Below are 26,099 nucleotides of genomic sequence, written 5' to 3' on the forward strand. Positions count from 1 at the left end.
CTTTCTCTTTATCGTTTAGAATACTTTTTGATGAAACACAGCCGCATCCGCTGGATGGGCTTGCCGGACGGTTCCGGCTTTTTGGATGGGAAAATTCCGTGGTACAACGCATACTCCAGCCAGGCGAAATCGAAGGCCTGGACCACAACGCGATTCCGCGCCTGCTGCTGCCGCAGCCGAACAGCCTGTTTACGGCGCGCGCCGTGCGCTTGCGTGAATTGGCGCAGGGCAATATCAAGGGCATCCCCGTCGATGCGGGCATGCAGGGTTATCTGCTGCTGATGGCGGCGCTGGCCGATGCCCAGGCCGCCGTGGTGGCGGGCCTGGCGCCGGACGCCGTGCCCGTGGCAGACGCCGAAGTGCTGGGCCGCGCGATACAGCACCGCATGCCGGTGCTGCCTGTCAGCGGCGCCCGTCCGCCCGTGTGGCGCACGATTTTTAACAGCCTGCTGGACGAACTGGCCGCGACGGCCGCGCGCCAGCCAGCCCTGGCTGGCGGCTTGACGCAAGTGCTGGCGCAGCTGCGCGCGCTGGACGGCGATGCGCTGGAAGCCTGCGCCGACGCCGTGCTCGATGAAAATGGCGACAACCTCAATCCCATGCATGCGCCATTCGTCGCCGCCGCCCTGCAGATTCTGTGGTCGGTGTCGGCCAGCCAGTTGCGCGCCACCCGCGTGCCCGACCTGGAAACAGGGTCCTTGTGCCCCGTCTGCGGTTCGCACCCGGTCGCCAGCGTGATCCGCATCGGCGGCCAGGCGCAAGGCTACCGCTACCTGCATTGCGGCATCTGCGAAAGCGAATGGCATATGGTGCGCGTCAAGTGTTCGACCTGCGAACAGAATGGCAAGATCGCCTACCAGGGACTGGATGCGGCCGATGCGGCGCCGTTCGACCCGGTGACGGCCAAGGACGATAAATTGCCGAACAAGGCCAACGATCCGAAAAAAGTGGCGCGCGCGGAAACCTGCGACGATTGCCATACTTATCGCAAAGTCTTCAACCAGGAACATGATTACCAGGTCGAACCGCTGGCCGACGACCTGGCCAGCCTGATGCTGGACCTGCTGGTGGGCGAAGCGGGCTACCAGCGCGCCAGCGGCAATCCGCTGCTGTGGCTGGGCAAGGGAGGCGCGCAGTAATGAGCGAACAAACCGTGCGCCTGCCGTCGGTCGACCGCATCCTCGGTCATGCGGCGTGCCAGGCCCTGATCGCCGACTATGGCCGCGTGCAAACCCTGGCGTGTGCACGGGCGCTGCTGGCCGAACTGCGTGCAGCCATGCTGGCAGGCGCGGCGATGGAAGAGGCTGCCACTTTGGCGTCCATCGTGGCCGAGGCAGGCGCACGGCTGCAAGCACAGTCTCGCTCGCATTTGAAGCCCGTGTTCAACCTGACGGGCACGGTGCTGCATACCAACCTGGGCCGCGCCTTGCTGCCGGATAGCGCCGTGCAGGCGGTGGTGCAGGCGCTGCAATGGCCGATGAATCTGGAATTCGACCTGGAAACGGGCAAGCGCGGCGACCGCGACGACCTGGTCGAGGAACTGCTGCGCGAATTGACGGGCGCCGAAGCGGCCACCGTGGTCAACAACAATGCGGCCGCCGTGCTGCTGATGCTCAACACCCTGGCGCAGGGTAAAGAGGTGATCGTCTCGCGCGGCGAGCTGGTGGAAATCGGCGGCGCCTTCCGCATTCCCGACGTGATGACGCGCGCCGGCGCCACCTTGCGCGAAGTGGGCAGCACCAACCGCACCCACCTGGCCGATTACGCCAACGGCATCAGCGAGCAGACGGCCTTGCTGATGAAGGTCCATTGCAGCAATTACGCGATTACCGGCTTTACCAAGAGCGTGGAACTCGATGCCCTGGTGCCGCTGGGGGCGCAGCATGCGATTCCTACCGCCGTGGACCTGGGCAGCGGCACCCTGGTCGACCTGGCGCAGTTCGGCTTGCCGCATGAAACCACGGTGCGTGAAACCATCGCCGCCGGCGCCGACCTGGTGACCTTCAGCGGCGACAAGCTGCTGGGCGGCCCGCAGTGCGGCGTGATCGTCGGCCGTGCCGACCTGATCGCGAAGATCAAGCGCAATCCATTAAAACGCGCATTAAGGGTCGGCAAGCTGACCCTGGCCGCCCTGGAACCGGTGCTGCAGCTGTACCGTGCACCGGACTTGCTGACCGAACGCCTGACGACTCTGCGCTTGCTGACGCGTCCCGCCGCCGCCATGCGCAGCCAGGCGCAGGAAATCGCGCCGCTGCTGCAGCAGGCTTTGGGTACAAATTATGTCGTCAGCGTGGAATCCATGCTGAGCCAGATCGGCAGCGGCGCCTTGCCCGTCGATCAGCTGCCCAGCTGCGGCCTGGCGATACGCAGCGCGCCCGGCTCGCGCCTGAGCAATCCATTGGGCGTGCTGGAACAGCGCTTGCGCTCCTTGCCGCAACCGGTCATCGGGCGCATCAGCCAGGATACGTTATGGCTCGATTTGCGCTGCCTGGAAGCGGCGCACATGCCTGCCTTCGTGCAGCAGCTCGGGCAGCTGCATCCATGATCGTCGGCACCGCAGGCCATATCGACCATGGCAAGACCACGCTCACGCGCGCACTGACGGGCGTGCATACGGACCGCCTGAAGGAAGAACAGGCGCGCGGCATTTCCATCGAACTCGGTTACGCCTATCTGCCGCTGCCAGACGGCACGGTGCTGGGCGTGATCGACGTGCCCGGCCACGAAAAATTCATCCGCACCATGGCCTCCGGCGTGACCGGCATCGACTTCGCCCTGCTGGTGGTGGCGGCCGATGACGGCATCATGCCGCAGACGCTGGAACACCTGGCCATTCTGCAGCTGCTGGGCGTGACGCGGGGCGCGGTGGCGCTGACCAAGATCGACCGCGCCGACGGCGCCCGCGTGGCGCAGGTGGAAGCCGATATCGAAGCGCTGCTCGACGGCACGCCGCTGGCCGGCAGCCCGATTTTCCCGACCGCCGCCAGCATGGAGGGCGACCCCGGCGTGGCCGCCTTGCTGGTGCATTTGACGCAAGTGTCGCGCAGCCTGCCGCAGCGCGATGAACGGCGCTTGTTCCGCCTGGGCGTGGACCGGGTGTTTACCCTGTCGGGGCAGGGCACCATCATCACGGGCACGGCGCTGGCCGGCATGGCGAAAGTTGGCGATACCCTGCAGCTGGCGCCGGGTGGCGCGCAGGCGCGGGTGCGCAGCATCCATGCGCAAAACCGTGCCGCCGATGCCGGCGTGGCGGGCCAGCGCCTGGCCTTGAACCTGGCCGGCATCGCCCGCGAACGCATCGAACGGGGCAACTGGATCGTCGCGCCCGAGCTGGCCTTGTGTTCGGAACGCATCGACGTGGAACTGACCCTGCTGCCCGATGCGGGCCTGCAACTGAAAGCCTGGTCGCCGCTGCATGTGCACCTGGGCGCGGCGCACCAGCTGGCACGCGCCGTGCCGCTCACTGGCGACAGCCTGTCGCCGGGGGAAACGGGCAGGGTGCAGCTGGTGTTCGACGCGCCCATGCATGCGGTGCCCGGCGACCGTTTCGTGGTGCGCAATGCGCAAGCGACGCAAACGGTGGGCGGCGGCGTTGTGCTCGATCCGTTCGGCCCCGCGCGCAAGCGGCGCAGCCCAGCGCGCCTGGCCTGGCTCGATGCGCTGGCGGCCTTTATTGCGCAGGGCGATTACGCGGCCTTGCTGGCGCAAAGCCCGCTGGGGTTGCGCGAGTCGCTGCTGGTGCGCCTGTCGCTGCTGCCGGCGTCCGCCATCGCGCTGCCGGATGATACGCGGCGCATCGCCTTGCGCGGCGGCGACGCCGTGCTGCTGGCGCCTGACGCCTGGGATGCGCTGCGCCAGCGCGTGCTGCTGGCGCTGGAAAACTTCCATGCGCGTGCGCCCGACGAGGCGGGGCCGGAACTGTGGCGCCTGAAGCGCATCGTCGACAGCGAGATGGAAGACGCGCTGTGGACTGGCCTGGTCGATGCGCTGCTGGCTGGTGGCGAGGTGCTGTCGCGCGGCGCCAGCCTGCACCTGCCCGGCCACAGTGTGGCCTTGACGCCGCAGGAAGTGCAAGTGGCGGAACCCATGCTGGCGGCGCTGGAGCAGGGACGTTTCGACCCGCCATGGACGCGCGACCTGGCGCGCGAATTCGGCCAGACCGAAGACGAAACGCGCCGGCTCTTGCGCAAGCTTGCCAAGGCAGGCCAGATCAGCCAGGTGGTGCACGACCTGTTTTATCATCCGGCGGCGCTGGCGGAACTGGCGCAACTGGCGCGTGAGCTGGCCGAAAAAGCAGCACTGGACGAGAGGCTGGAATCCGGCTCCGGCGCCGTGGGCGCAGCCGTGTTCCGCGACGCCAGCGGCCTGGGCCGCAAGCGGGCGATTCAGGTTTTGGAGTTTTTTGACCGGGTCGGTTATACTCGCCGTGTTGGCAATGGGCATTTATTGCGGCCGCATGCGCAGTGGTCGTATGGCAGCAGCCCCATCAATATCTAGCTCAGGCACCGCGGAAAGCACACTCATCCGGTGATGTGGCCGGGCTTCAAACCCGGTGGAGGGCGTCAGACGTTCTCCCGTAGGTTCGACTCCTACTGTTTTCCGCCAATCATTTCTTCACGCCGCTCTTCGATCGCTGGCAACGTTGGCCCGCCGCCACGCTGCGATCAAATAATGACCTTAGAAGCAACATTTCTTAACGGCAAAACTGAATCGGATGCTACCATCTGGCAGGTGGCAGAAGCAGGCTGGGCGCGGTGTCTGGCGGTCTGGCACGGTGACGCGACAGGCACGAGAAGGCGAGCATGAAGCAGGGACGAAGGGCATGGCTGGTGGCGGCGCTGCTGCTGATGGCGAATGCGGCTGCGGCGGCCGGGCTGCGCATCGTCGGCGAACAGCATCTGGCGCCATCGAGCATGATGGACGGCGACCAGATCGTGGGCCGCGAAACGGCCAAGGTGCGCGATATCATGGCGCGCGCCAGCATTACTTACAGCATGACGCTGCTGCCATGGAAGCGCGCGTATGCGCAGGCGCTGCGCGACGCCGATACCTGCGTGTTTTCCACCACCCGTACGCAGGAGCGCGAAGCGCTGTTCCACTGGATCGGCCCCCTCAACGAAGCCGAATGGGTTTTATACGGACTGGCAGGCCGGCGCCTGGTGCTGCGCACGCTCGATGATGCGCGCGGCTTGACGATAGGCACGGTGCTGGGCGATGCGCGCGAAGACTACTTGCGCCAGCGCGGCTTCGAGGTGGCGCCCGTGACGCAGGACTGGCTCAATCCGCAAAAGCTGCTGCTGGGACGCATCGACCTGTGGGCGGTCGGCAAGGCGGTCGGCAGCAAGCCGTTCGCCGGCAAGGATTGGGAGGCGCGGGTAGTGCCGCTGCTGACGTTCAACCGGGTGCAGACTTATCTGGCCTGTAACAAGCGCGTGCCCGAGGCGCAGCTGGCCGCCATGCAACGCGCCGTGCAAGCCATGCGCCGCGATGGCAGCATGGCGCGCCATGATAGCGCATACTGACGATCAGTTTCCCAGCCACAGGCGCACGCAGTTGCGTCCTTCGCGCTTGGCCTGATACAGCGCCTGGTCGGCGTGGCTGTAGGCCGTCTCGAACGCGGTGCCGGCACGGTTCCAGCTCAGTCCCACGCTGGCCGTGATGGCGCGCGAGATGGGCGCTGCATGGCGGTGGCGGGCGATGGTGTCGCATATCTGTTGCGCCACCTTCACGGCGTCGTCGCGCGAAGTGGTCGGCCAGACCACGGAAAATTCTTCTCCGCCGACCCGGCCGATGGCCGTTTGCTCGCCCAGCAAATGTTTCAGGCAATCGACCACGGCCTGGATCACGCCATCGCCGGCCGGATGGCCGAAATCGTCGTTGACTTGCTTGAACAGGTCGATGTCGAGCACGATCAGGGCCATGTCGCCCAGGGCCAATCGGCTTTGCGCATGTTCGATCACGGCACCGCGGTTCAGGGCGCCCGTCAGCGGATCGTGCGTGGCGCGGTATTCCAGCTGGCCGGCCAGCTCCTGCAATTGCCGGTTCAGCTGATTCATGTCGCGCTCGGCGCGGTCGCTGCGGCGTATCAGCCGGCGCGTTTCACGCATCAGGCGCTCATAGTGGAGTATCAGCTCGCCGAGCACGCGCCGCTGTTCCGCGCCGGGCGCGCTCACATCGGCATGCATGCTGCGGGCGGCCGCCAGCGCCGCCGCTTCCACGGTGAACAGGTCGGGTTCCAGGCTGGCCTCGGACATCGGTGTTCCCATGCCTTAGCTGCTGCGCACGGGATGGTCGCAGAAATCGAGCGCCGTGAAGTCGAGCTGCAATTCCTGGCCGAATTCCAGGATGGTGTCGTCGTCTTCGTCGTGGTACCAGTTCAGGCGCACGTGGTTGCCGTCGATGGCCGCCTGGTTCAGGATATCGAATAGGGTGAACAGCATCTTGGTGCTGGAGCTGTTGAAATAGGCCAGCGAGACATTGACGCTGATTTCCGCCTCGCGGCAGCTTTCCAGGTAGCTGCGCACGGCGGCGATCAGCGGGCCATAGAAGGCGGCGGCGTTTTCCGGATAGGACTCGCCCTTGATCGACAGGGTGTGCTGCTCGAAGCGGAAATCGATTTCGGGCGAACTCGGGGTCGCGGTGATGAACAGTGGTGACGGTAATTGCATATGCTTTCCTGAGTCGGCTCTTTCAAATGATGGCTTTGATGCAGAAGATGGTGCTGCCCGGTTCCTGCGCGTCCTGGGCGAATTCGAATTCCAGCGGTTCGCTGGCGTCGCGCGCCATGGTCAGGAAACCCAGGCCGGCGCCCTTGCTGTCGGTTGGGGTATCTTCGCGCAGGGCGCGCTTGTAGGCCAGGCGGATATCTTCCATGGTCATGGTGTGCAGCGGTTCGAGGCGCGTGCGGATTTTTGCCACGTTGTCGGTCGAGACGGGATTGGCGCACAACAGGAAAAAACTGTCGCCGCTGGTGCCGATGCAAAACGAACCGCGCCGCATCTGCTGGTCCAGCTGCGCATCGGGCGTCAGGCTGTCCGACGAGTAGTGCATGATGTTTTGCGACATCTCGATAAAGGAAGAAAAAATCCGCCGCCGCGTGGGACCGGCCGCACCGGCCGTATCGAGCCGGGCCTTGATGGTTTCGGAAATCGCGCTGACCACGTGCTGCGAAAAGTAGCCCACGTAAAAAAAGATGATATTGCGCTTGCGCGCCACATCCCAAAACTCGTTGAATTCTTCGTACAGCACGTCAGTGCTCCTGGCTGGCCGGTAACCGGCGTGATGTGGATGAAAGGCCTGAAGACGGGCTACAGGCGGCCTATAGGCGAAAACAGAAAAAGGTCAGGTCGTCGCGGCGCGGCTGCGCGCCTTGCCAGGCGGCGATGTCGTGCAGCAGCGCCGCCGCCACCTCGCTGGCAGGGGCAGCGCGGCGGGCCAGCAGTTGCTCGCGCATGCGCCGCTTGCCATAGGCGATGTCGCGGCTGCCGCCGATCTGGTCGAGCAAGCCATCGGTGGTGATGAACAGCAGGCTGCCCTGCGGCGTGTCGAGCGTCTCGTTGTGCCAGCAATAGCCGGCCGGCGTGTCGACATAACCGACGCCCATGCGCGCGCCGTCGATGGCGCGCACCGCATCGTCAGCTCCGTCGCCAGGCATGACCTGGTACAGCGTCAGTTTCGCCCCCGCGAAACGCAGGCTGGCGCTGGCCGTGTCATAGCATAAAAAGGCGCAATCCATGCCGTCGTTCGACCCGGTGGCGCTGCCATCCTGCCCCAGCAGGGTCTTGATGGCGCGGCTGACGGCGCCGATCAGGGCGGCCGGGTCATGCGGCCCCAGTTCGCGCAGGGCCTGGTTCAGCGCAGAGGAAGCGATCAGGGTCATGAAGGCGCCCGGCACGCCATGCCCGGTGCAGTCGGCGATGGCGGCAAACCAGCCGCCTGCATGGCGCTCGAAAAAATAGAAATCGCCGCCGACCACGTCGCGCGGCTGCCATTCCAGGTGGGCGTCGGGCAGGGTGGCGGACAGCTCAGCGCTTGATGTGCGCAGCAGGGCGCGCTGGATTACGCTGGCGTAATCGATGCTGTGCATGATCTGGCGGTTTTTCTCGGCCTGCATGGTGGCCACCACGTTCATCAGCTGCAAACCAAAACCCACGCCGGCCAGCGCGCCGTCTTCGGTGATGATGAAGCCATCGGCCAGCGCCTTTTCGCCCGCTTCCACGGCACGGAAGGTGAGGTCTTCGATGCTCATGGCGGCGTCGACGATCAGCGGTTCCTTGTCCATGAAGGCGATGCAGCTCTTCTTGCCATACACCTCGTGATAGAAGGGCTTGGACATCTGCGACATGAAGATATTGCGGCTGATCAAGCCGATCGGCCGCTGCTGTTCCGTCACGGGCAAGCTCATCATGTCGCGCCGTTCCGTGAACAGTTCCAGCACGTCGAAATTGCTGGCGTCGGCCTGCACCGACTCGGTGGCGATGCACAGGTCGGCCGCCACGGAAGAGCGATAACGGGGAAGATGCAGACGAGAGGCGTTGAACTCCACAGGCGGCTACCTTTACATGACGGTCGGTGCCCTGTTGCCGCTACTGCAATGCGACTGGCAAAAAGGCAATATCACCATGGTAGCCGCTGAATGTGACAGCTTGATTACCAGCCGCTGTAGAGTGTGTCAAAAACGCATGAAAGATGGATGCTTGGCAAGACTGGGCTTGCCGGATTGTGCATCTGTCTGTTCTTCAAACGTGGTCAGACCTTGCGTGGAGGAATTTTCTTTGCCGTGCAGTCGGCGCAGGTGCCGTACAGCGACAACGCATGTTCGTGCAGCACGAAACCGCGCTCGGCGGCGATTTCATTTTGGCGCAGCTCGATGCTTTCATCGACGAATTCATCGACCTTGCCACAGCCCGTGCACACCAGATGGTCGTGGTGCTGGCCTTCATTGAGTTCAAACACGGCGTGGCCCGATTCAAAGTGGCGGCGGAACAAAATGCCCGCTTCGGCAAACTGCATCAGCACGCGGTAGATGGTGGCCAGGCCCACGTCGATTTTTTCGGCCAGCAAGAGCTTATAGACATCGTCCGCACTCAGATGCTTGATCGACCCTTCCTGAAACAGCTGCAAGATCCGCAAGCGGGGGATGGTGACTTTCAAGCCTGAATCCCGCAGTTCCCTCAATATATCCATATCTCCAGTTCCTTTTATGATCGCCTATGCTTGGCAATATATTATATCGCAAATGATAATCATTACCATTCTCATTTGTTCTGTGTGGCGTAAATTTGTTGCCATAACTGGAAAGGCATAAGTGATATCGCTACACTGTGCAGTAACGACAAACAATGGGATAGATATGGACCGATTTGATGCGATGCGGATATTTACGCGCATTGTGGAACTGAACAGTTTTACGCAGGCGGCCCATGATCTGGGTTTTCCCAAGGCGACGGTGACGCATGCGATCAAGCAACTGGAAGCGCGGCTGCGCGTGCGGCTGCTGCACCGGACCACGCGCCAGGTGACGGCCACGCTCGATGGCGAAGCGTATTACCAGCGCTGCGTGCGCCTGCTGGCGGACCTGGAAGAGACGGAAAATGTGTTTTCGGCGGCCGTGCAGCAGCCGGCCGGGAAGTTGCGCATCGATATGCATAGCACCCTGGGCATGCATTTCGTGATGCCCGTGCTGGACCAGTTTTGCGCCCGCTATCCGCTGATCGAGCTGGAAATCGGCATGGGCGACCGCCTGGTCGATCTGGTGCGCGAAGGCGTCGATTGTGTCTTGCGGGTGGGGGTGTTGACGGACTCGTCCATGGTGGCGCGCCGGGTGGCGCTGCTGGAGCAAGTGACCTGCGCCAGTCCCGCCTACCTGGCTGCGCACGGCATGCCGCAGACGCTGGACGACTTGCAGGGCCACCGCGCCGTCAATTTCTTTTCCGCCCACACCGGCAAGCTGTGGCCCTTCGAATTCAAGGCTGATGGCCAGCTGCATAGCCTGGAATTGCCGGGCACCGTCTCGGTCAATAATGCCGATGCATATCACGCCTGCTGCCGCGCGGGCATGGGACTGATACAGGCGCCCCGTTATCACCTGGAGAAATCGATTGCTATTGGCGAACTGTGCGAGGTCTTGCCTGCCTTGCGTCCCGATCCCATTCCCGTTTCCGTGATGTACCCGCATCACCGGCAACTGTCGTCCCGGGTGCGCGTGTTTGCCGATTGGCTGGCCAGCCTGTTTGCCGGTGTGCATTGAGCCGCTTTTTGACTTAGGTAAAGGAAAAAATCCCTCTGTGATCGTCATCGGGCGCTATTTGATGTGGATCAAAGTTTTTGCTGCACTGCACTTTTAGACTGCACAGCGTTACTTAACGACAGAGAGAATGAAATGAACAAGTCCGCAACTGCAGCAGCACTCGTCCTGGCCGTCCTCGGCGCTTACGCCGGCAATGCAATGGCCGAGGAAAGCCCGTGGCTGGTCCGCGTCCGCGCCGTGCATATCGATCCGGCCGACAAGTCTGCTCCGATCGGCGGCGTGGGCGCATCCGACCGCTTGCATGTCAGCAGCAAGACGATTCCTGAAATCGATATCTCGTATTTCTTTACCCCTAATATCGCTGCCGAGCTGATCCTGACCTATCCGCAAAAACATGACGTCACGCTCGACGGCAACAAGATCGGCACCTTCAAACACTTGCCGCCTACCTTGTCCCTGCAATACCATTTCACGCCGGAAAAACAGTTCAGCCCTTACGTGGGGGCGGGCGTGAACTACACCACCATGTCGGGCGTCAATCTGCTGGACGGCGCCGGCCGCCTGGAGCACGACAGCTGGGGCCTTTCCTTGCAAGCGGGCGCTGACTACAAGTTCGACAAGAACTGGTCGCTGAACTTCGACGTCAAGAAAGTGCAGATCCGCAGCGATGTATTTATCTCGGGCGCCAAGGCCAGCGAAGTCAAGGTGGATCCATGGCTGATCGGCGTGGGCGTGGGTTACCGCTTCTAAGCAATTCTCGCTGTGATGGAATCCGGCTCACGCAGCCGGATTTTTTTCGCCTATTTGTTTTACCTCCGCATACAATTGCTGCCGTCGTGTCCATTGGCACTTTTACATGCATTTCCCTTTTGATGATGCCTGAACTGCAGTCCCTGATGCAATATCTGCTGGCCATTACGCCCGCGTTTCTCGTCTGCGCTGCCTTGCTGCTGGCCGTGCCGCGCCAGTTGCCGCTGTTGCGGGTGCTGGTGCACATCCTCTTCTTTGTGCTGGCGCGCGATGCGATGACAGTCCATGGTTACTGGCAGGTGGCGGCCGGCGGCTTGCGCTTTACGGCGCCGCCCATGATCTTGCTGGCCTTGGGCGCCCTGTCGCTGGGGCTGATGGCTGGAATTTGCAGCCTGGAAAAAGAGATGCGTGCCGGCATCCGTTGGGCAGGGAAGGGCTGCGCCAGCTCTGCCGCCTGGGGCCTGGCCGGCGCAGCGCTGGTGGCGGTGTTGGCCATGATGTTGAAAGCGCTGGCCGGCGTGCCATCCTTGCCACCCGTCGGCACCTCTTTGTTGCCGCTGTTGCTGGTGTTTTCATTGGCCGCCAACTGTTATGAAGAACTGCTGTTTCGCGGTTTGCTGCAGCAGCAGTTACAGGAACACATGCCGGCCGTGCGCGCGGCGCTGGTGTCGGGCCTGCTGTTCGGCCTGTGCCACGCTTTCCTGGCCACTACCGTCACGCAGGTGGGCGCGCCCATCCTGGTGTTTACCGTGATCGAAGGCGTGGTGGCGGGACTGGTATATCGTCGTGCCGGCTTGCTGGGTGCGGCGCTGGCGCATGGCCTGGCGATCTTTGCGCTGGCGGCCGGCTGGGTGTAATACTGTGGGTTTTATTTTAGTCTGAAGCGAGAAAACCATGCCTCTGAGTTCTTACCTGAATACCCGTCCCGTGGTGGGCGAGCGCGTCTACCTGCACGGTACGGCGCAAGTGATCGGCGATGTACAGATCGCCGACGATTGCTCGATCTGGTGCAACAGCGTGCTGCGCGGCGACGTCAACCGCATCGTCATCGGCGAGGGCAGCAATGTGCAAGACTTTTCCATGGGCCACGTGTCGCACAAGAGCGCGTCCAAGCCCGAGGGTTCGCCCTTGACGATCGGCAAATACGTGACCATCGGCCATTCCGTGATCTTGCACGGCTGCACCATCGGCGACGAATGCCTGATCGGCATGGGCAGCATCGTGATGGATGATGTGGTGGTGGAGAAAAACGTGATGCTGGGCGCCGGCAGCCTGGTCTCGCCGGGCAAGGTGCTGGAAAGCGGCCATTTATACGTGGGCCGGCCGGCCGTGAAAGTACGCGCCCTGACGGAAGCCGAGATCGCCTACCTGCGTTATTCGGCCGAGCACTATGTGCGCGTCAAGAATAATTACCTGGCGGGCAAGGACGACGCCTGACGGCAGGCGCCGGTGTCCTTGGGCGGGGGATTAACCCTTGGGAGCGGCTGCCGGATCGGTATATTTGGCGAAGTTGGCGATATAGTCGTTGAAGTTATCGTTTAGCATGCGCTTGTATTGCTCGGTGAAAAAGGCGACGGCATCGTCTTTTTCCTGCTGCATCTTGACCGGGTCATTGGTCTTGCTGGCGATCAGGAACGCGTTGAAGCGGGCGGCGGCATACAGCAGCGAGGTGGCTACTTCATTCCCCGTGTTGTGCTCGCATTGCTGATTGGCCACGGCGATGATCTGGTCGGCCCGTTCCCAGAATTCGGGGCCCGTTCTTGGTGTGCTCATACGACTCCTCATGAAATTGCATGCCAGTCTACACAGCGGACCACGGGCTGTCCAGCCGCCAGGACGGGCCTCACGCCGTTCGCAGCAGTTGTTTCACGAGCTCATCAGGCGCCTGGCGGAAATCGAGCACGAGGCCGGCCTCGTCCGCCTGCAGCGGCTGCAAAGTCTGCAACTGGCTGTCCAGCAGGCTGGCCGGCATGAAATGCTGCCGCTCCTGCATGCGCTGCAGCAGTATCTCGCGCGGACCGTCGAGATGGGCGAAGCGCAGGCCAGGGTCACCCTCGCGCAAGAGGTCGCGGTAGGCGCGTTTCAGGGCGGAGCACGAGACGACCAGGCCTATGCCTTGCGCGCGAGCACGCGCGATGCGGTCGCGCAAGGCGGCCAGCCAGCCGGCCCGGTCGGCATCGGTCAGCGGCACGCCGGCCGCCATTTTGGCCACGTTTTCCGGCGGATGCAGTTCGTCGCCTTCCACATAGTCTACTTTCAGCCGGCTGGCCAGCAGGCTGCCGATGAAGCTCTTGCCGCAGCCGGATACGCCCATCACTACCCAGCGAGGCTCTGTTGCGCTCATGGCGAGGTGACGATGACGGTAACGCGGCGGTTTTCCGCCTGGCCCGCCTTGCTGGCGTTCGATGCCACCGGTTTGCTCATGCCCAGGCCGCGCACGACCATGTTATTGCGTGGAATGCCTGCCGAGATCATCGCGTCGGCCACCACGTTGGCACGCGCCAGCGACAGCTTGTTATTGAGCGCTTCAGCTCCTTCGCTATCCGTGTGGCCTTCCACGCGCAAGTGCGTGATGTTGACCTTGAGCAAGGCAGCGCTGATTTTCTGGATGCCGCTGCGGCTGGCGCTGGTCAGGCTGGAGGCGGCGAAGTCGAACAGCAGCTTGTCGGTAAAGCTCAGCTCCCAGCCTTCGTCCGTCTGATAAAAGCCTTGCTCCTTCAAGGTGGCGATCTGCGCAGCATTGAACGGCGATTTTACGGCTGGCGTGCTTTGGCAGGCCGCCAGCAGGCCCAGCATGAGCAGGCCCAGGAATCCAAGGCGCAGGCGCTTGACGATCAATTGCATGGTGAAACTCCTTTGGTCACGGTTAAATTTCGTTGTAGGGAAGGCGGGCCACTTCGCGCGTGCCGCGCTGTGCCTGCTTGGCCCGGTACATTGCTTCGTCGGCCGCGCCCACCAGCGAGGCAGAGTCGATGGCGTGATCGGGGAAGACGGCGACGCCGATGGTCAGCGACGTGACGATACTGTTGCCCGTCGGCAGGTCGATGGCTTGCGCCATGCCGGCGATGATGTTGTCGGCAATGTGCATGGCGTCGCTGCTGTGGCGCAAAGGCTTGAGCAGGATGGCGAATTCATCGCCGCCCAGCCGCGCCACCAGGTCGCCTTCACGCAACTGCTGCTTGATGCGCGCGGCGATGGTTACCAGCACCCGGTCGCCTGCAGCATGGCCATAGGTGTCATTGATGTACTTGAAGCGGTCGCTGTCGAGAAACAGCACGGCCACTTTGCCATTGCTGACGCGCGCTTCGCTGATGGCGCGCTCGAGCTCGGCTTCCATGAAGGAGCGGTTCGACAAGCCTGTCAGGCTGTCGTGGTTGGCGCGGTGCGACAGCGAGGCGTTTTCTTTTTGCAGATGGCTTTGCCATGCTTCCAGCTCGTCGAGCAGCGCGTTAAAGTCGTCATTGATCTGGTTGAGTTCGGCAATATTGGCGCTGGGCACGCGCAATTCGAACGAGCGCTCGCGCCGCACGCGATGGGCCGTCTCGGCCAGGTTGCGCAGCGGCGCCGTGATGTCGATTTCCATGCGGCGCGACATACGCACCGCCACGGCCAGGCTCAGTACCAGGCAGCCCAGCAGGCAGGACAGGCCGGTGAGCAGGAAGGGCAGCAGGCTGCGGCTGTGCGGCACCAGTTCGATGCTGCCGATCGCCTGTTCGTCATGGGTGATGGGAAACGCCAGCGACACGGGCAGCATCCAGCCCGTCAGGGCCCGTTCGATGTAGTAGCGCGTGCCATGTTCACCGCGTTCCCAGCGGGCCAGGATCTTGCCTTCCTTATCCTTGACCCAGGCCTGGTCAATGTCTTCATTGACGCCGATCAGGGCCAGCGCTTCCTTGGCCGCGATGGGGTCGCCAAACACCACGGCCGCTTCCACCGTATAGCTCATCGAGCGCGCCACCAGGCGCAAGTTCTGGTCCGAGTACACGCGCAGGGCCAGCAGCGCCACGGCCGTCAGGGTCAGGCCGGCGGCCAGCACGGCGATCAGCGAGATGCTCAGATGGGCGCGCCGCAGCACGCTGTCGAGCGTGGGCCGGGGTTTCTTGTTGTTGGTGATGGTCATGGCGAGGGGCCCTTGCGGCGGGCGATTTGCAGCGCGTTCGGATGCACGCGCAAGCCGCTGCGGGCGATGGCGTCGAGGTTGACGTCAAAGCCCAGCTGCGTTTCCACCAGGCGCAGGCAAAACATGGTGCCGACCAGGCAGGCCGTCCCCGGTTCGCTGACCGACAGGATGGGTTTGCCGATGATTTGTGCCAGCAATTGCTCACGTTCAACGTCGGGCAAGCTGCCCATATAAACCACATCGCATTCGGTGGCGGCGCCGACGGCGGTCTGGATCTTGAGCCGGACGCGCTGCCCCATGGCGGACGCAGGTGTATCGATAATGGCATTCTCCTGGCGCACGGCGCCTACCATGCAGACGCGCACTTCCGGCCGTGCCAGCGGCCAGCGCACATAGCTGATAATGCCGAACAATATCTGGGCAACATCGGCCGGGCGCCTCGCTTCGGCGCTGGCGGGAGTTCCTGGCATGGCACCTTGCGCTGCGCCTTGTGCCCATGCGGCATCGGTGCCGGCGGTGGCACAGGCCAGCAACAGGCAGCCGAGCAATAGCGGCAAGCGGCGCCAGGAACGGAAGAGGAAAGGCACGGCGATGTGTCTGGGTAAGTAGCTCGGGCGGCAAGCAACGTGGGATGGAAATGAATTAATTTTGTCGTGATGCTTGCATCATTATAAACATTAACCTTGTGGCTTGCATGGCGACTTACTCTTCCAGTGTTGCTTCCAGCAAATCGATTTCACGCAGCAGGCGCAAATGGATGGCGTCGTCCAGCTCCCCCGAGATGCGGCGGCGGAACAGTTCGTCGCGTTCGGCCGTCAGCGCTTCCAGGCGCAGCGCCCGCTCTGTCCTGGCCAGTTCCTGCATGCGGGCCGCTTCGTCATTGCTGCTTTCACCATACGCGAGGCGCCGCCGGTAGGCTTCGATCAGGCGATTCGCCGCTTCCGTGACGACTTGCTGCTTGCCTTCCGTCTTGATACCCGCACAGACTTTTTCCAGCCGCGCGATGGCTGCTTCAGCGGCGGCCGAGCGCGCATTGCGCTCTTCGCTGGAACGCCGGGCCGGCGGTGCGAATACCAGGCCCTTGGTCAGCAGGGGCAGGGTGATGCTGGCCAGCACCAGCGAGAGCAGGATCACGCCCATCGCCAGGAAAATGACCAGGTCGCGCGCGGGGAAGCGCGTGCCATCGGGCAAGAACAGGGGCAAGGTCAAAATGCCGGCCAGTGTCAGCGCGCCGCGCACGCCCGCAAACGAGGCCACCAGCAGCAGGCGCAGGCCGGGACGCACCAGTTGCTTGTCGTCCTTGCCTTGTTGCTTGCCGGCCAGTCTGTCTTTCTTGTTTTGCTTGAACAAGGTCAGTTTCATGGAAATGAAGACCCACAGGAAGCGCATGAAGGTCAGGCCCACGGTGATCGCCACCACGTACAAGGGCAGTTTCCAGGCGCTGCCGGCGCCCACTTCGATCGAAGCCGCCTGCAGGCTGCCTATGCTGGCTGGCAACTGTGCCCCCAGCATGACGAAGATGACGCCATTCAAGACCAGTTGTACCGTATCCCAGACCGCCTTGCGCTGGGTGCGCGTGGCGGCCAGTGGCCGGCCGATCAGGTCGGCGTAATGCATGGAAACACCGGCCGTGGCGGCCGCCAGGATGCCCGAACCATGGATTTGTTCGGCGCCCAGGTAGGCGGCGAACGGAATCAAAATGCTGATCAGGATTTGCAGGCCCGGTTCTTCGCCGACCTTGCTGACCAGCCATTTGTTGGCCAGGCCCACGCCCCAGGAAATGGCCAGGCCGATCAGGATGCCGCCGCCCGCTTCGCGGACAAAGCTCAGCGAGGCGGCGCCGATGGAAAAGCCGCCCGTCATCATGGCGGCCACGGCAAAGGTAAAGCAGACCAGGCCGGACGCGTCATTGAGCAGGGATTCGCCTTCCAGGATATGCATCAGGCGCGGCGGGATCGGATTGCCGGCGGCAATCGCCGAGACGGCCACCGGGTCGGTCGGCGACAGGATGGCGCCCAGCGCGAAGGCCACGGCCAGCGGCACGCTGGGAATCAGCCAGTCGATGAAAAAACCCATGCCCAGCACGGTAAACAGCACCAGGCCGATGGCCAGCATCAGGATCGAGCGCGCATCGCTGAAAAACGCCCCCTTGGGGATGCGCCAGCCATCGAGGAACAGCAGCGGCGGAATGAACAGCAAAAAGAAAATTTCGGGATCGAGCGGCAATTGCATGCCGAACAGGGCCAGTCCGGTGCCGCCGGCGATTTGCACCAGCGGCAGCGGCAGCCTGACCCAGCGCGTGCGGGCGACGAAGCCGCACAGGACGACGGTCAGGACCAGGACGAGAATAACGGTAACGGTATGCATGTGAAAGAGAGGACCAGGCTTGCTAAAAAGACGATTATAAAGCGCCGGGCCCGCCAGCCGTGGAAGCCTGCCGTGGAGAGGCCATCGGCAGGCTTGTCTTTGCGGACATGCAACAAGTCGCAATCGGTTAAGATGGCGGCATGCCACCGTCAGGCCGCATCGCGGGCATCGCCTCGCGCGGCCAGCCAGTTTTTGAATGGAATTGTCGTTTGATAAAGAAGATTGTCACCGGCCTGCTGCTGATGCTGGCCTTGTTGCTTGTTGCGGCGGGTCTCGTGGCCGCCTGGTACTGGCGTCCCGCCCTGGCGCCCGTCAACCCGCCGTCAGCCGATGCTTTTTCAGGACAGGTGGTCGAACAGGGGCGGATCCTGGCCGGCATCGGCAATTGCGCCGCCTGCCACACGGCCAAGGGCGGCGCCGATTATGCGGGCGGGCGCGGCATCACAACGCCGTTCGGCACGATTTACGCCGGCAATCTGACGCCCGATACGCAGACCGGCATCGGCCGCTGGTCGCTGGCGGCGTTCCAGCGGGCCATGCGCGAAGGCGTGCGCCGCGATGGCGAACACTTGTATCCGGTATTTCCGTACGCACACTTTTCGCTCGTCAACGAGGCCGACTTGACGGCCCTGTATGCTTATTTCATGACACGCCCGCCCGTGTATGCAGCGCCACAAGCCAATAGCCTGGCATTTCCGCTGAATTTGCGGGCCTTGCAGGCAGGCTGGAAGTTGCTGTACTTCAAGCCTGCCCCTTTTCAGACGAATCCTGCGCAGGGGTTGGACTGGAACCGGGGCCGCTACCTGGCCGAAGGGCTGGCCCATTGCGCCAGCTGCCACACGCCGCGCAATGCGCTGGGCGCCGAGATCGCCAGCTCCGCTTACCTGGGGCGCCCTGTAGCACACTGGTATGCCCCCGCCTTGACCAGCGCCAATACGGCGCCGCTACCGTGGACGGCGGACGAGCTGTACGCCTTCTTGCGCACGGGCGCCACTGCCTTGCACGGCGTGGCGGCCGGGCCCATGGCCCAGGTGGTGCAGGGTTTGCAAGGGGCCCCCGATAGCGATATCCGCGCATTGGCCGTGTACTTTGCCGACGTGTCCGGTGCGGCCCGCAGCAAGGTGGACGTGGAGAGCGTCGTGAAAGAGGGAATTGCACACTCGCAAAAAGTCAGCCTGGTCGACAATGACCGTGGCGCCAGCCTGTATGTGGCGGCCTGTGCCGCATGCCACTCGAACAGCGATGGCCGCCCCGTGGCGCTGCGCCCCGAACTGAGCCTGAACAGCGCCGTCAGCGCACCCGACCCCGCCAATCTGATCCAGGTGATCTTGCACGGATCACATCAGGCAGGATTGATGCCCGGTTTTGCACAGGCGCTGTCGGACGCCGACATCGCCCAGCTGGCCGCTTATCTGCGCCGCAGCCGCAGCCACCAGCCCGCGTGGCCGGAACTGGAAGCGGCCGTGGCGCGCCTGCGCGCCAGCAGTCATTGAATGGGAAACACCAACATGCATCAGATGACCGTCAATGGCCAGTCCCATAGCATCGATACCGATCCGCAAACGCCCTTGCTGTGGGTATTGCGCGATATCGTCAAATTGACTGGCACCAAGTTTGGCTGCGGCATCGGCCTGTGCGGCGCCTGCACCGTGCACGTGGATGGGCGCGCCGTGCGCGCGTGCATCACGCCGATTTCGTCCGTCGAAGCGTGCGCCATCACTACCATCGAAGGCTTGTCGCCCGATGGCAAACATCCCTTGCAGCAAGCGTGGATTGCCACGCAGGCGCCCCAGTGCGGTTATTGCCAGTCGGGCCAGATCATGCAGGCGGCTACCTTGCTGCGCGACTATCCGCAGCCCACCGATGCCAATATCGATGCCGTGATGAGCGGCAACCTGTGCCGTTGCATGGCGTATGTGCGCATCCGCAAGGCGATCAAGCTGGCCGCCGCCAGCATGCAGGAGGCGCCGCCCCATGCATGATGCCAAGCCTGTTTCGCCGGGCCGGCGCGGTTTCCTGATCGCGGCTAGCAGCGCTGGTTTTACGCTGGCCTTCTTGCGTGCCGACAGTTCCCTGGCAGATAGCAGGCTGGCGCCGGCCATGTCAAAGCAAGATGCTGCACCGCCGTTCGATCCCGGCATCTGGTTCCATCTCGATCACGACGGCGTCGTCACCGTGAATATCGCCAGGGCGGAAGTGGGCCAGCATATCGGCACGGCGCTGGCGCGCATCGTTGCCGAAGAGCTGGAAGCCGATTGGGACCAGGTGCGCCTGCATTACGTCGATAGCGATCCGCAGTGGGGCCCGATGGTGACGGCGGGCAGCCGTTCTGTGTGGCAAGATTTCGAGCCGCTCAGCCGTGCCGGCGCGGCCGGCCGCATCGCGCTGATCGAGGAGGGCGCCAGGCTGCTGCGTGTCCCTGTTGCCGCGTGCACGGCCAAACGGGGCATGGTGCATGGGCATGGGCGCGCCGTGTCGTATGGCGAGATCGTGCGCCGTGGCAAGCTGGCCCGCCACTACACGCCGGCGCAACTGCAGGCCATCACTTTGAAAACGCCGGCGCAGCGCAGCCTGGTCGGGCAGGGCGTGCCGGCGCTCGACATTCCCGCGAAAACGGATGGCTCGGCCATCTACGGCATCGATGCCCAGGTCGAGGGTTTGGTGTATGCACGGCCGAAGATACCGCCCACGCGCCACGGCGCCCGGGTGGTGTCCATCGACGACACGGCGGCCCGTAAAATCAAGGGCTATATCGGCGCTGCCGCCCTGAATGATCCCAGCAACACGGTGCCTGGCTGGGTCATGGTGTACGCCGACTCCTATGCGGCGGCCAGCCGCGCGGCCGAGCTGGTGCAGGTGAAATGGCGCGCTGGCGCGGCGGCGCATGTGTCGGAGCAAGACATTATCGCCTATGCCACCAAGCAACTCCACGATGCCAGCCTGGGCGCGCGGGTGGTCGATGACGAGGGTGTGGAGCAGGCATTCAAAAGCGCGGCGTCGACCCTGGAGCGCCATTACACCACCAGCACCGTGCTGCATTTTGAGCTGGAACCGGTCAATGCGCTGGTGCAGCAAATCGAGGGGGTATGGCATGTGCATGCGGGAAACCAGGCGCCATCGCTGATCCTGCCCGTGCTGGCGCAGGCATTGAAGGTGCCGGAAAACCGGATTGTTTTGCACGCTTATTTGCTGGGTGGTAACCTGGGGCGCCGCCTGAATGGCGATTATTGTGTGCCGGCCGCACTGGCGGCGCAGGCGCTGGGCCGCCCCGTCAAGATGATCTGCACGCGCGCCGACGATAGCCAGGTTGACTCGCCCCGTTCGCCATCCTTGCAGCATCTGCGTCTGGCTTTCGATGGCGCGGGCAAGGTGATTGCCATGCAGCATGAAGCCAGCGCCGGCTGGCCCGCGCAGGGAATGTGTCCCGCCTGGCTGGTCAAGGACCAGCAGGGCCACCCCTATGACCCATCCGCCATTGCCGGCGCCGACCACTGGTACACGGTGGGGGCGCAGCGCGTGCGGACCATTTCCAACGACCTGGCCAATAGCAGTTTCCGGCCCGGCTGGCTGCGTGCCACAGGGCCGGGCTGGACCAGCTGGGCGGTGGAAAGCTTCATGGACGAGGCGGCGCAGGCGGCCAAGGCTGATCCGCTCGATTTTCGTTTGTCGCTATTGCAGGGCACGGGGCGTAATGCCGGTGGCGCCGAGCGCCTGGCCCACGTGTTGCGGCGCGCGGCGGAAAAAGCCGGCTGGGGCGCGGCCATGCCTGCGGACACGGGCCTGGGCATCGCCGCCACGGCTGGCCAGGAACGCGATATGCCGACCTGGACGGCGTGCGTGGCCAGGCTCAGGGTGGACCGCAAGACGTGCATGGTGCAAGTCGAAAAGCTGACCCTGGTGATCGATGCGGGCTTGATTATCGATCCCGATGGCGCGCTGGCGCAGGCGGAAGGCGGCGCCTTGCTGGGCCTGAGCATGGCGCTGCATGAAGGCACGGCCTTCGTCAACGGCGCAGTGAAGGATGGCAACCTGAATTCCTACTTGCCCTTGCGCATGGCCGACGTGCCGGAACTGGACATCGAATTTGTCAGCAGCTGCTACCCGCCGACGGGCCTGGGCGAGCCACCCGTCACGGTGGTCGCGCCCGCCATCGGCAATGCGATCTTTGCCGCCGTGGCGGCGCGCGTGCGGCATTTGCCGATACGGCCCGAAGCGGTCTTGAAGGCGCTGGACCGGCATGGCGCCGTGTGATCAGCTTGATCACACTGTTGGCGGCATGCCATGCGCGAGCGGGCGCAGGCTGGTACACTCAAGGCTGCCGCCTGGCATCGCATGGCGTAGTTTGATACTGTGCCCGGTTCGGCCTAACCAGCTCGATTGTGGAGGCAGACATGCAAGAACAATTTGTCAGCATCACGGCGGATGAACTGCAACTCGATGGCGTCCTCGTCATACCTGAACGGGCGGTCGGCATCGTGCTGTTTGCCCATGGCGCCAGCGCCGGTAGCGGCGGCGATTACCTGAACGCCAGCACCCAGGCCACTTCGCAGGATTTCTTGCGCGCAGGCATCGCGACCCTGCGCTTCGACCAGGGCGATGTGGCGCCAGCAGGCGGCAGCAACGGCCATGCCTACTTTGTCCATAGCGACATCGTGTTGCTGGCGCGCCAGCTGGAAAAAGCCTTGCGCTGGCTACAGGTGGACGTTTCCACGCGACATTTACCGTGCGGCTTGTACGGCGACGGCGTCAGTGCCGCCGTGGTGATGCAGCTGGCGGCATGGAGCGGCAGCCAGGTCGCCGCGCTGGCCGTCTGCGATGGGCAGATGGGCATGGCAGGCAAGACCACGCTGGAAAATGTGCGCGTGCCCTCGCTGCTGATGGTGGGCGGCCACGACCCCGATGTGCTGGGCTTGAACCGCATGGCGTTTGCCACCTTGCACTGCGACAAGCAACTGGAACAGATCGCCGCACCGGGGGGCCTGGACGCCCGCCACCAGGCCGCCTTGCTGGCCACCGACTGGTACACCCATCATTTCAATGGGCATGCCAGTACGGTGCAGTAGTGTGACCAGGGTCAGCGCAGATTGCGGGCATGGAAGCGCAGGTGCTCTTTCATGAAACTGGCGATAAAGTAATAGCCATGGTCGTAGCCGGCATGGCGGCGCAGTTGCAAGGGCTGGCCGGCATCGTGGCAGGCTGCTTCGAATACTTCGGGCAATAGCTGCTCGGGCAGGAATTTGTCGGCCAGGCCCTGGTCGATCAATATGCCCTGGGGAAACAACGCTGGCTTGCCTTGCTGGCTGCGCACCAGCGCGCTGGCGTCGTAGTGCTGCCAGCTGCTTTCGTCGGCGCCCAGATAGCCCGTGAATGCCTTCTTGCCCCATGGACACTGCGATGGCGCGGCGATCGGCGCGAAGGCCGACACGGAACGGAACAGTTGCGGATTGCGCAAGGCCAGTACCAGCGCGCCATGGCCGCCCATCGAGTGGCCAAAAATGCCGGTGCGCTGCGGATCGATGCCCAGTTCCTGCACCAGCAAGTTGCGCAATTCCAGGATATAGCTATACATGCGGTAGTGGCTGCTCCATGGCGCTTCGGTGGCATCGACATAAAAGCCGGCGCCCACGCCAAAATCCCAGGCATCGCTGTCACCGGCGATATTGGCGCCACGGGGGCTGGTGTCGGGCGCGATCAGGATCAGGCCTTCTTCGGCCGCCACGCGCTGGGCGCCGCCCTTGATCATGAAGGTTTCTTCGGTGCAGGTCAGGCCGGCCAGGTAAAACAGGGCAGGGTGTTTCTGAGCGGCATCGGCAGCATGTGCGCCAGCCGGAATAAACACGGAAAAACGCATCGGCAAGCCGATCGCTTGCGCGTCGTGGCGGTAAAAACGTTGTACGCCGCCAAAGCAGGCGTGCTCACTCAACAGTTCCAGCATGAATTCTCCTTGTTAATCCCACAGTATAGCCAGAGTGGCATCGCGCAGCATGCCGGCATCATAAATTATGATCGACATTTATTGTAAAAATCCTGTATGCTACAAACATGATGACTGTCATCTATTGTGTATCATCTAACCACCGGAGATCAATCATGCAATACAGTACATTCGGCCGCCGCACGGGCCTGCGCGTTTCGCAACTGGCTTTGGGCACGGGCAATTTCGGCACGGGCTGGGGCTATGGCTCGGAGCGCGCAGAGGCCAAGGCCGTGTTTGACGGCTATGTGGCGGCGGGCGGTAATTTCATCGACACGGCCGACACCTATCAGGTGGGCCAGTCGGAACAGCTGGTGGGCGAGTTCATTGCCGCCGAGCGCGATCATTTTGTGCTGGCCAGTAAATACACGCTGGGTGGCGCGCCCAATGGCGGCCTGTCCCGCACCGGCAATAGCCGCAAGAACATGATCCAGTCCGTCGAAGCGAGCCTGAAACGCTTGAAGACGGACCGCATCGACCTGTACTGGGCGCATTTCAGCGATGGCGTGACGCCCATCGATGAAATCATGCGCGCGTTTGACGACCTGGTGCGTTCCGGAAAAATCCTGTACGCGGGCCTGTCGAACTTTCCCGCCTGGCGCATCGCCCGCGCCGAGCTGCTGGCCGAGTTGCGCGGCTGGGCTCCATTGATCGCCCTCCAGACCGAATACAGCCTGGTCGAGCGCAGCGCCGACCGGGAACTGCTGCCGATGGCCGAGGCGCTGGGCCTGGGCGCGGCCCTGTGGTCGCCACTGGGTGGCGGACTGTTGACCGGCAAATATCGCGACAGCAAGGAGGGCCGCCTGACGGGCCTGGGCGGGGTGCTGGTGCATACCGAAAAAAGCGCGCGTGAAACGGCCATCCTCGATGCCGTGCTGGCCATCGCTGCCGAACTGGGCGTTGCGCCCGGTGAAATCGCCATCGCCTGGCTATTGGCCAGGGCGGCGCGCTCGTCGACGGCGCTGGTGCCGATCCTCGGTTCGCGTACGCGGGTCCAGCTCGACGCCACCCTGGGTGCTGTGCAATTGAACCTGACGCCAGAACAGCTGCAGCGGCTGGACACCGCCAGCGCCATCGCCCTCGGTGCGCCATTCGAGGCGACCGCCAATAGCGCGCGCAATATCACGGGCGGGCAGGGGGCCTTGCTGCGGGCGCCATTCGTGCCTGTCGCCTAGCACTTTTTACCACTTGCAGCCGCTGTCGCCGGCGGCGCCCTTGAGCAGGAACGGGATTTTCGCCAGGCCCTCGAACCTGACGTTGCCGATCTGCGGCTTGTAATCGTTATCGCATTTGGGGCGGGCGGCGCGGGCGATGGCGAAAGCCGCCTTGTCATTGCTCGTCAGTTGCGGCGCGTCCAGGCTGACAGGCTTGCTGTCGCGCGCGGCATCCCTGGCCTGGCGTTTCAGTGCATCGAGATCGAGTGCGCCGGCGGCAGGGGCTGGTGCCGCATCTGGCGGGGTATCGGCGATAGCTGCTGGTGGCGAAATGGCTTGCGGCACAGGCCGTGCCGGACGCTGAAGTCTGGTTTCGATGCTCAACACGGCTGGGGTAGCCTGGGTCTTTGCCGCCACCGATGTCGGGTAAAAACGCAAGGTCGTCACAGCTTGCGGGGCGAATGGCGGTGGCACGCTGCGCTGGCTGGCCAATTGCCACAGCACCAATCCATGCACCAGCATGATCGCCGTGATGGCGGGGACTTGCCTGCGCGGCAGCGTTGTCATGCGTTCAGCAAGGCCGCGACGGCAGGCAGGATGGCTTGCGCCGGCGCTTCAGTTTTAAAGGCCAGCAAATGATCGGCGCGTGTCTTGCCCAGGTTGATGGCGGCCACGGGCTTGCCCGTTTCGGCCGCCAGCCGGCACAGGCGAAAGCTCGAATACACCATCACGGACGAGCCGATCACCAGCAGTGCGCTGGCTTGCTCCATCTTGCGCTGGGCTTCGGCCGCACATGCCTGCGGCACGCCATCGCCGAAAAACACCACGTCCGGTTTCAGCACGCCGCCGCATTGCGGGCAGTGCGGAACCTGGAACGCGGCCAGTTGCGACGGTTCCAGCAGGGCGTCGCCATCGGGCGCCGGCGTGGCGATCGCGCCCGCCATGTGCGGGTTGCCTTGTTCCAGCATATCCTGGATCAAGCGGCGCGTATAACTGGCATGGCAAGCCAGGCAGACCACGCCATGTATGCTGCCGTGCAATTCGGTCACGCCTTCGCTGCCCGCCTGCTGGTGCAAGCCATCCACGTTTTGTGTAATCAGGCTACCGACGTGGCCTTGCTGCGCCAGCTGGGCCAGGGCCAGGTGGCCCGCATTGGGCAGCGCCCGCGACAATAGTGGCCAACCCACCATGCTGCGCGCCCAGTAGCGGCGGCGCACGGCTTCCTGGCGGCGAAACTCGGGCCCCTGCACGGGAGCATTGCCGCGCCGCACGCCATCGGCGTCGCGGTAATCGGGAATGCCGGACGCCGTGCTGATGCCGGCCCCCGTCAGCAGCAGCACGTCCGGGTGGCGCAACAGGAATCGTGCCACCTGTTCGGCCGCCTGTTGCTCCCTAGCGGGCTGTTGGCTGAAAAGGGAAGAAGTTTGCATGATGCGCCATACTAACCGAAGCATGGCGCCGGTGTCTGCTGGTCTTGCCCGGAAG

At 63.6% G+C, this 26,099-nt stretch carries 27 protein-coding genes and 1 tRNA gene; 14 read left to right on the top strand and 14 right to left on the bottom strand.

What is annotated here, in order from left to right; translation table 11 throughout:
• The first annotated feature begins 98 nt into the window (after positions 1-98).
• The 5 genes from fdhE to ACL9RI_RS23700 all read left to right on the top strand — a co-directional run bounded on the left by fdhE (position 99) and on the right by ACL9RI_RS23700 (position 5,522).
• On the top strand, positions 99-1,139 hold the full coding sequence (gene fdhE, locus ACL9RI_RS23680; protein ID WP_422728931.1) for a formate dehydrogenase accessory protein FdhE: 1,041 nt from the start codon (positions 99-101) through the stop codon (positions 1,137-1,139).
• Positions 1,139-2,545: an L-seryl-tRNA(Sec) selenium transferase gene (selA, locus tag ACL9RI_RS23685; RefSeq protein ID WP_422728932.1), complete on the top strand. Its 1,407-nt coding sequence runs from the start codon at positions 1,139-1,141 to the stop codon at positions 2,543-2,545. Before fdhE ends, selA begins: the two co-directional genes overlap by 1 nt.
• Positions 2,542-4,497: a selenocysteine-specific translation elongation factor gene (gene selB, locus ACL9RI_RS23690; RefSeq protein WP_422728933.1), complete on the top strand. Its 1,956-nt coding sequence runs from the start codon at positions 2,542-2,544 to the stop codon at positions 4,495-4,497. The genes selA and selB overlap by 4 nt, the downstream gene beginning before the upstream one ends.
• 12 nt (positions 4,498-4,509) lie before the next feature.
• A tRNA-Sec gene (locus ACL9RI_RS23695) sits at positions 4,510-4,605 on the top strand.
• A gap of 197 nt (positions 4,606-4,802) precedes the next feature.
• On the top strand, positions 4,803-5,522 hold the full coding sequence (locus tag ACL9RI_RS23700) for a substrate-binding periplasmic protein (protein ID WP_422728934.1): 720 nt from the start codon (positions 4,803-4,805) through the stop codon (positions 5,520-5,522).
• Between the two features lie 3 nt (positions 5,523-5,525).
• Here the strand turns inward: ACL9RI_RS23700 and ACL9RI_RS23705 are convergent, their stop codons facing one another.
• The 5 genes from ACL9RI_RS23705 to fur all read right to left on the bottom strand — a co-directional run bounded on the left by ACL9RI_RS23705 (position 5,526) and on the right by fur (position 9,186).
• On the bottom strand, positions 5,526-6,266 hold the full coding sequence (locus tag ACL9RI_RS23705) for a GGDEF domain-containing protein (RefSeq protein ID WP_422728935.1): 741 nt from the start codon (positions 6,264-6,266) through the stop codon (positions 5,526-5,528).
• 3 nt (positions 6,267-6,269) lie between these two features.
• Complete coding sequence (locus ACL9RI_RS23710) at positions 6,270-6,668, bottom strand: DUF1987 domain-containing protein (protein ID WP_422728936.1); 399 nt, start codon at positions 6,666-6,668, stop codon at positions 6,270-6,272.
• A 22-nt stretch (positions 6,669-6,690) separates the two neighbouring features.
• Positions 6,691-7,248, bottom strand: coding sequence for a SiaB family protein kinase (locus ACL9RI_RS23715; RefSeq protein ID WP_422728937.1), 558 nt, complete (start codon positions 7,246-7,248; stop codon positions 6,691-6,693).
• 70 nt (positions 7,249-7,318) lie between these two features.
• A complete protein-coding gene (locus tag ACL9RI_RS23720) occupies positions 7,319-8,545 on the bottom strand; it encodes a SpoIIE family protein phosphatase (RefSeq protein ID WP_422728938.1) in 1,227 nt (408 codons plus the stop codon).
• A gap of 203 nt (positions 8,546-8,748) precedes the next feature.
• Positions 8,749-9,186, bottom strand: coding sequence for a ferric iron uptake transcriptional regulator (fur, locus tag ACL9RI_RS23725; protein WP_183676256.1), 438 nt, complete (start codon positions 9,184-9,186; stop codon positions 8,749-8,751).
• Between the two features lie 166 nt (positions 9,187-9,352).
• On the opposite strand from fur, the gene ACL9RI_RS23730 reads away from it, so the two are divergent.
• The 4 genes from ACL9RI_RS23730 to ACL9RI_RS23745 all read left to right on the top strand — a co-directional run bounded on the left by ACL9RI_RS23730 (position 9,353) and on the right by ACL9RI_RS23745 (position 12,436).
• Positions 9,353-10,249: a LysR family transcriptional regulator gene (locus ACL9RI_RS23730; protein ID WP_422728939.1), complete on the top strand. Its 897-nt coding sequence runs from the start codon at positions 9,353-9,355 to the stop codon at positions 10,247-10,249.
• A gap of 132 nt (positions 10,250-10,381) precedes the next feature.
• Positions 10,382-10,999 carry an OmpW/AlkL family protein gene (locus ACL9RI_RS23735; protein WP_422728940.1) on the top strand — a complete coding sequence of 206 codons (618 nt, stop codon included), beginning with the start codon at positions 10,382-10,384 and terminating at the stop codon, positions 10,997-10,999.
• 146 nt (positions 11,000-11,145) lie between these two features.
• A complete protein-coding gene (locus tag ACL9RI_RS23740; RefSeq protein WP_422728941.1) occupies positions 11,146-11,856 on the top strand; it encodes a lysostaphin resistance A-like protein in 711 nt (236 codons plus the stop codon).
• A 37-nt stretch (positions 11,857-11,893) separates the two neighbouring features.
• Positions 11,894-12,436 (top strand): gamma carbonic anhydrase family protein, encoded by a 543-nt coding sequence (locus tag ACL9RI_RS23745; RefSeq protein WP_422728942.1) that lies wholly within the window; start codon positions 11,894-11,896, stop codon positions 12,434-12,436.
• 30 nt (positions 12,437-12,466) lie between these two features.
• Here the strand turns inward: ACL9RI_RS23745 and ACL9RI_RS23750 are convergent, their stop codons facing one another.
• From ACL9RI_RS23750 to ACL9RI_RS23775, 6 genes are all read right to left on the bottom strand, one after another.
• Positions 12,467-12,772, bottom strand: a complete 306-nt coding sequence (locus ACL9RI_RS23750; RefSeq protein ID WP_422728943.1) for a DUF3144 domain-containing protein — start codon at positions 12,770-12,772, stop codon at positions 12,467-12,469.
• A gap of 70 nt (positions 12,773-12,842) precedes the next feature.
• Positions 12,843-13,343 (bottom strand): gluconokinase, encoded by a 501-nt coding sequence (locus ACL9RI_RS23755; protein ID WP_422728944.1) that lies wholly within the window; start codon positions 13,341-13,343, stop codon positions 12,843-12,845.
• The gene (locus ACL9RI_RS23760) at positions 13,340-13,843 is read right to left on the bottom strand and encodes an OmpA family protein (RefSeq protein WP_422728945.1); all 504 of its coding nucleotides are present in this window, start codon (positions 13,841-13,843) and stop codon (positions 13,340-13,342) included. The genes ACL9RI_RS23755 and ACL9RI_RS23760 overlap by 4 nt, the downstream gene beginning before the upstream one ends.
• 22 nt (positions 13,844-13,865) lie before the next feature.
• Positions 13,866-15,119, bottom strand: a complete 1,254-nt coding sequence (locus ACL9RI_RS23765) for a diguanylate cyclase domain-containing protein (protein WP_422728946.1) — start codon at positions 15,117-15,119, stop codon at positions 13,866-13,868.
• The gene (locus tag ACL9RI_RS23770) at positions 15,116-15,706 is read right to left on the bottom strand and encodes a YfiR family protein (protein ID WP_422728947.1); all 591 of its coding nucleotides are present in this window, start codon (positions 15,704-15,706) and stop codon (positions 15,116-15,118) included. Before ACL9RI_RS23770 ends, ACL9RI_RS23765 begins: the two co-directional genes overlap by 4 nt.
• Positions 15,707-15,821: 115 nt before the next feature.
• Entirely contained in the window at positions 15,822-17,486 is a 1,665-nt protein-coding gene (locus ACL9RI_RS23775) for a Na+/H+ antiporter (protein ID WP_422728948.1), read from the bottom strand.
• Positions 17,487-17,695: 209 nt separating this feature from the next.
• On the opposite strand from ACL9RI_RS23775, the gene ACL9RI_RS23780 reads away from it, so the two are divergent.
• The 4 genes from ACL9RI_RS23780 to ACL9RI_RS23795 all read left to right on the top strand — a co-directional run bounded on the left by ACL9RI_RS23780 (position 17,696) and on the right by ACL9RI_RS23795 (position 22,549).
• Entirely contained in the window at positions 17,696-18,979 is a 1,284-nt protein-coding gene (locus ACL9RI_RS23780) for a c-type cytochrome (protein WP_422728949.1), read from the top strand.
• Positions 18,980-18,994: 15 nt separating this feature from the next.
• Positions 18,995-19,468: a (2Fe-2S)-binding protein gene (locus ACL9RI_RS23785; protein WP_422728950.1), complete on the top strand. Its 474-nt coding sequence runs from the start codon at positions 18,995-18,997 to the stop codon at positions 19,466-19,468.
• Positions 19,461-21,737 (top strand): molybdopterin cofactor-binding domain-containing protein, encoded by a 2,277-nt coding sequence (locus tag ACL9RI_RS23790; protein ID WP_422728951.1) that lies wholly within the window; start codon positions 19,461-19,463, stop codon positions 21,735-21,737. Before ACL9RI_RS23785 ends, ACL9RI_RS23790 begins: the two co-directional genes overlap by 8 nt.
• 140 nt (positions 21,738-21,877) lie before the next feature.
• The gene (locus tag ACL9RI_RS23795) at positions 21,878-22,549 is read left to right on the top strand and encodes an alpha/beta hydrolase (protein ID WP_422728952.1); all 672 of its coding nucleotides are present in this window, start codon (positions 21,878-21,880) and stop codon (positions 22,547-22,549) included.
• An 11-nt stretch (positions 22,550-22,560) separates the two neighbouring features.
• Here the strand turns inward: ACL9RI_RS23795 and fghA are convergent, their stop codons facing one another.
• Positions 22,561-23,421 (bottom strand): S-formylglutathione hydrolase, encoded by an 861-nt coding sequence (gene fghA / locus ACL9RI_RS23800; protein WP_422728953.1) that lies wholly within the window; start codon positions 23,419-23,421, stop codon positions 22,561-22,563.
• 155 nt (positions 23,422-23,576) lie between these two features.
• Here fghA and ACL9RI_RS23805 point away from each other — a divergent pair, with 155 nt between their 5' ends.
• On the top strand, positions 23,577-24,635 hold the full coding sequence (locus tag ACL9RI_RS23805; protein ID WP_422728954.1) for an aldo/keto reductase: 1,059 nt from the start codon (positions 23,577-23,579) through the stop codon (positions 24,633-24,635).
• A 6-nt stretch (positions 24,636-24,641) separates the two neighbouring features.
• Here ACL9RI_RS23805 and ACL9RI_RS23810 read toward each other — a convergent pair whose 3' ends face one another.
• Positions 24,642-25,181 (bottom strand): hypothetical protein, encoded by a 540-nt coding sequence (locus ACL9RI_RS23810; RefSeq protein ID WP_422728955.1) that lies wholly within the window; start codon positions 25,179-25,181, stop codon positions 24,642-24,644.
• The gene (locus tag ACL9RI_RS23815; protein WP_422728956.1) at positions 25,178-26,044 is read right to left on the bottom strand and encodes an NAD-dependent protein deacetylase; all 867 of its coding nucleotides are present in this window, start codon (positions 26,042-26,044) and stop codon (positions 25,178-25,180) included. Before ACL9RI_RS23815 ends, ACL9RI_RS23810 begins: the two co-directional genes overlap by 4 nt.
• Between the last annotated feature and the right edge of the window lie 55 nt (positions 26,045-26,099).

Origin of the sequence: Janthinobacterium sp. Mn2066, from assembly GCF_049319705.1 — a bacterium.
Lineage (GTDB): Bacteria > Pseudomonadota > Gammaproteobacteria > Burkholderiales > Burkholderiaceae_D > Janthinobacterium.

Coding starts and splice junctions, on each gene's coding strand:
- selA (WP_422728932.1), top strand. CDS start 1,139: ATGAGCGAACAAACCGTGCGCCTGCCGTCGGTCGACCGCATCCTCGGT.
- selB (WP_422728933.1), top strand. CDS start 2,542: ATGATCGTCGGCACCGCAGGCCATATCGACCATGGCAAGACCACGCTC.
- ACL9RI_RS23700 (WP_422728934.1), top strand. CDS start 4,803: ATGAAGCAGGGACGAAGGGCATGGCTGGTGGCGGCGCTGCTGCTGATG.
- ACL9RI_RS23705 (WP_422728935.1), bottom strand. CDS start 6,266: ATGGGAACACCGATGTCCGAGGCCAGCCTGGAACCCGACCTGTTCACC.
- ACL9RI_RS23710 (WP_422728936.1), bottom strand. CDS start 6,668: ATGCAATTACCGTCACCACTGTTCATCACCGCGACCCCGAGTTCGCCC.
- fur (WP_183676256.1), bottom strand. CDS start 9,186: ATGGATATATTGAGGGAACTGCGGGATTCAGGCTTGAAAGTCACCATC.
- ACL9RI_RS23730 (WP_422728939.1), top strand. CDS start 9,353: ATGGACCGATTTGATGCGATGCGGATATTTACGCGCATTGTGGAACTG.
- ACL9RI_RS23735 (WP_422728940.1), top strand. CDS start 10,382: ATGAACAAGTCCGCAACTGCAGCAGCACTCGTCCTGGCCGTCCTCGGC.
- ACL9RI_RS23740 (WP_422728941.1), top strand. CDS start 11,146: ATGCAATATCTGCTGGCCATTACGCCCGCGTTTCTCGTCTGCGCTGCC.
- ACL9RI_RS23745 (WP_422728942.1), top strand. CDS start 11,894: ATGCCTCTGAGTTCTTACCTGAATACCCGTCCCGTGGTGGGCGAGCGC.
- ACL9RI_RS23750 (WP_422728943.1), bottom strand. CDS start 12,772: ATGAGCACACCAAGAACGGGCCCCGAATTCTGGGAACGGGCCGACCAG.
- ACL9RI_RS23755 (WP_422728944.1), bottom strand. CDS start 13,343: ATGAGCGCAACAGAGCCTCGCTGGGTAGTGATGGGCGTATCCGGCTGC.
- ACL9RI_RS23760 (WP_422728945.1), bottom strand. CDS start 13,843: ATGCAATTGATCGTCAAGCGCCTGCGCCTTGGATTCCTGGGCCTGCTC.
- ACL9RI_RS23765 (WP_422728946.1), bottom strand. CDS start 15,119: ATGACCATCACCAACAACAAGAAACCCCGGCCCACGCTCGACAGCGTG.
- ACL9RI_RS23775 (WP_422728948.1), bottom strand. CDS start 17,486: ATGCATACCGTTACCGTTATTCTCGTCCTGGTCCTGACCGTCGTCCTG.
- ACL9RI_RS23785 (WP_422728950.1), top strand. CDS start 18,995: ATGCATCAGATGACCGTCAATGGCCAGTCCCATAGCATCGATACCGAT.
- ACL9RI_RS23790 (WP_422728951.1), top strand. CDS start 19,461: ATGCATGATGCCAAGCCTGTTTCGCCGGGCCGGCGCGGTTTCCTGATC.
- ACL9RI_RS23795 (WP_422728952.1), top strand. CDS start 21,878: ATGCAAGAACAATTTGTCAGCATCACGGCGGATGAACTGCAACTCGAT.
- fghA (WP_422728953.1), bottom strand. CDS start 23,421: ATGCTGGAACTGTTGAGTGAGCACGCCTGCTTTGGCGGCGTACAACGT.
- ACL9RI_RS23805 (WP_422728954.1), top strand. CDS start 23,577: ATGCAATACAGTACATTCGGCCGCCGCACGGGCCTGCGCGTTTCGCAA.
- ACL9RI_RS23810 (WP_422728955.1), bottom strand. CDS start 25,181: ATGACAACGCTGCCGCGCAGGCAAGTCCCCGCCATCACGGCGATCATG.
- ACL9RI_RS23815 (WP_422728956.1), bottom strand. CDS start 26,044: ATGCAAACTTCTTCCCTTTTCAGCCAACAGCCCGCTAGGGAGCAACAG.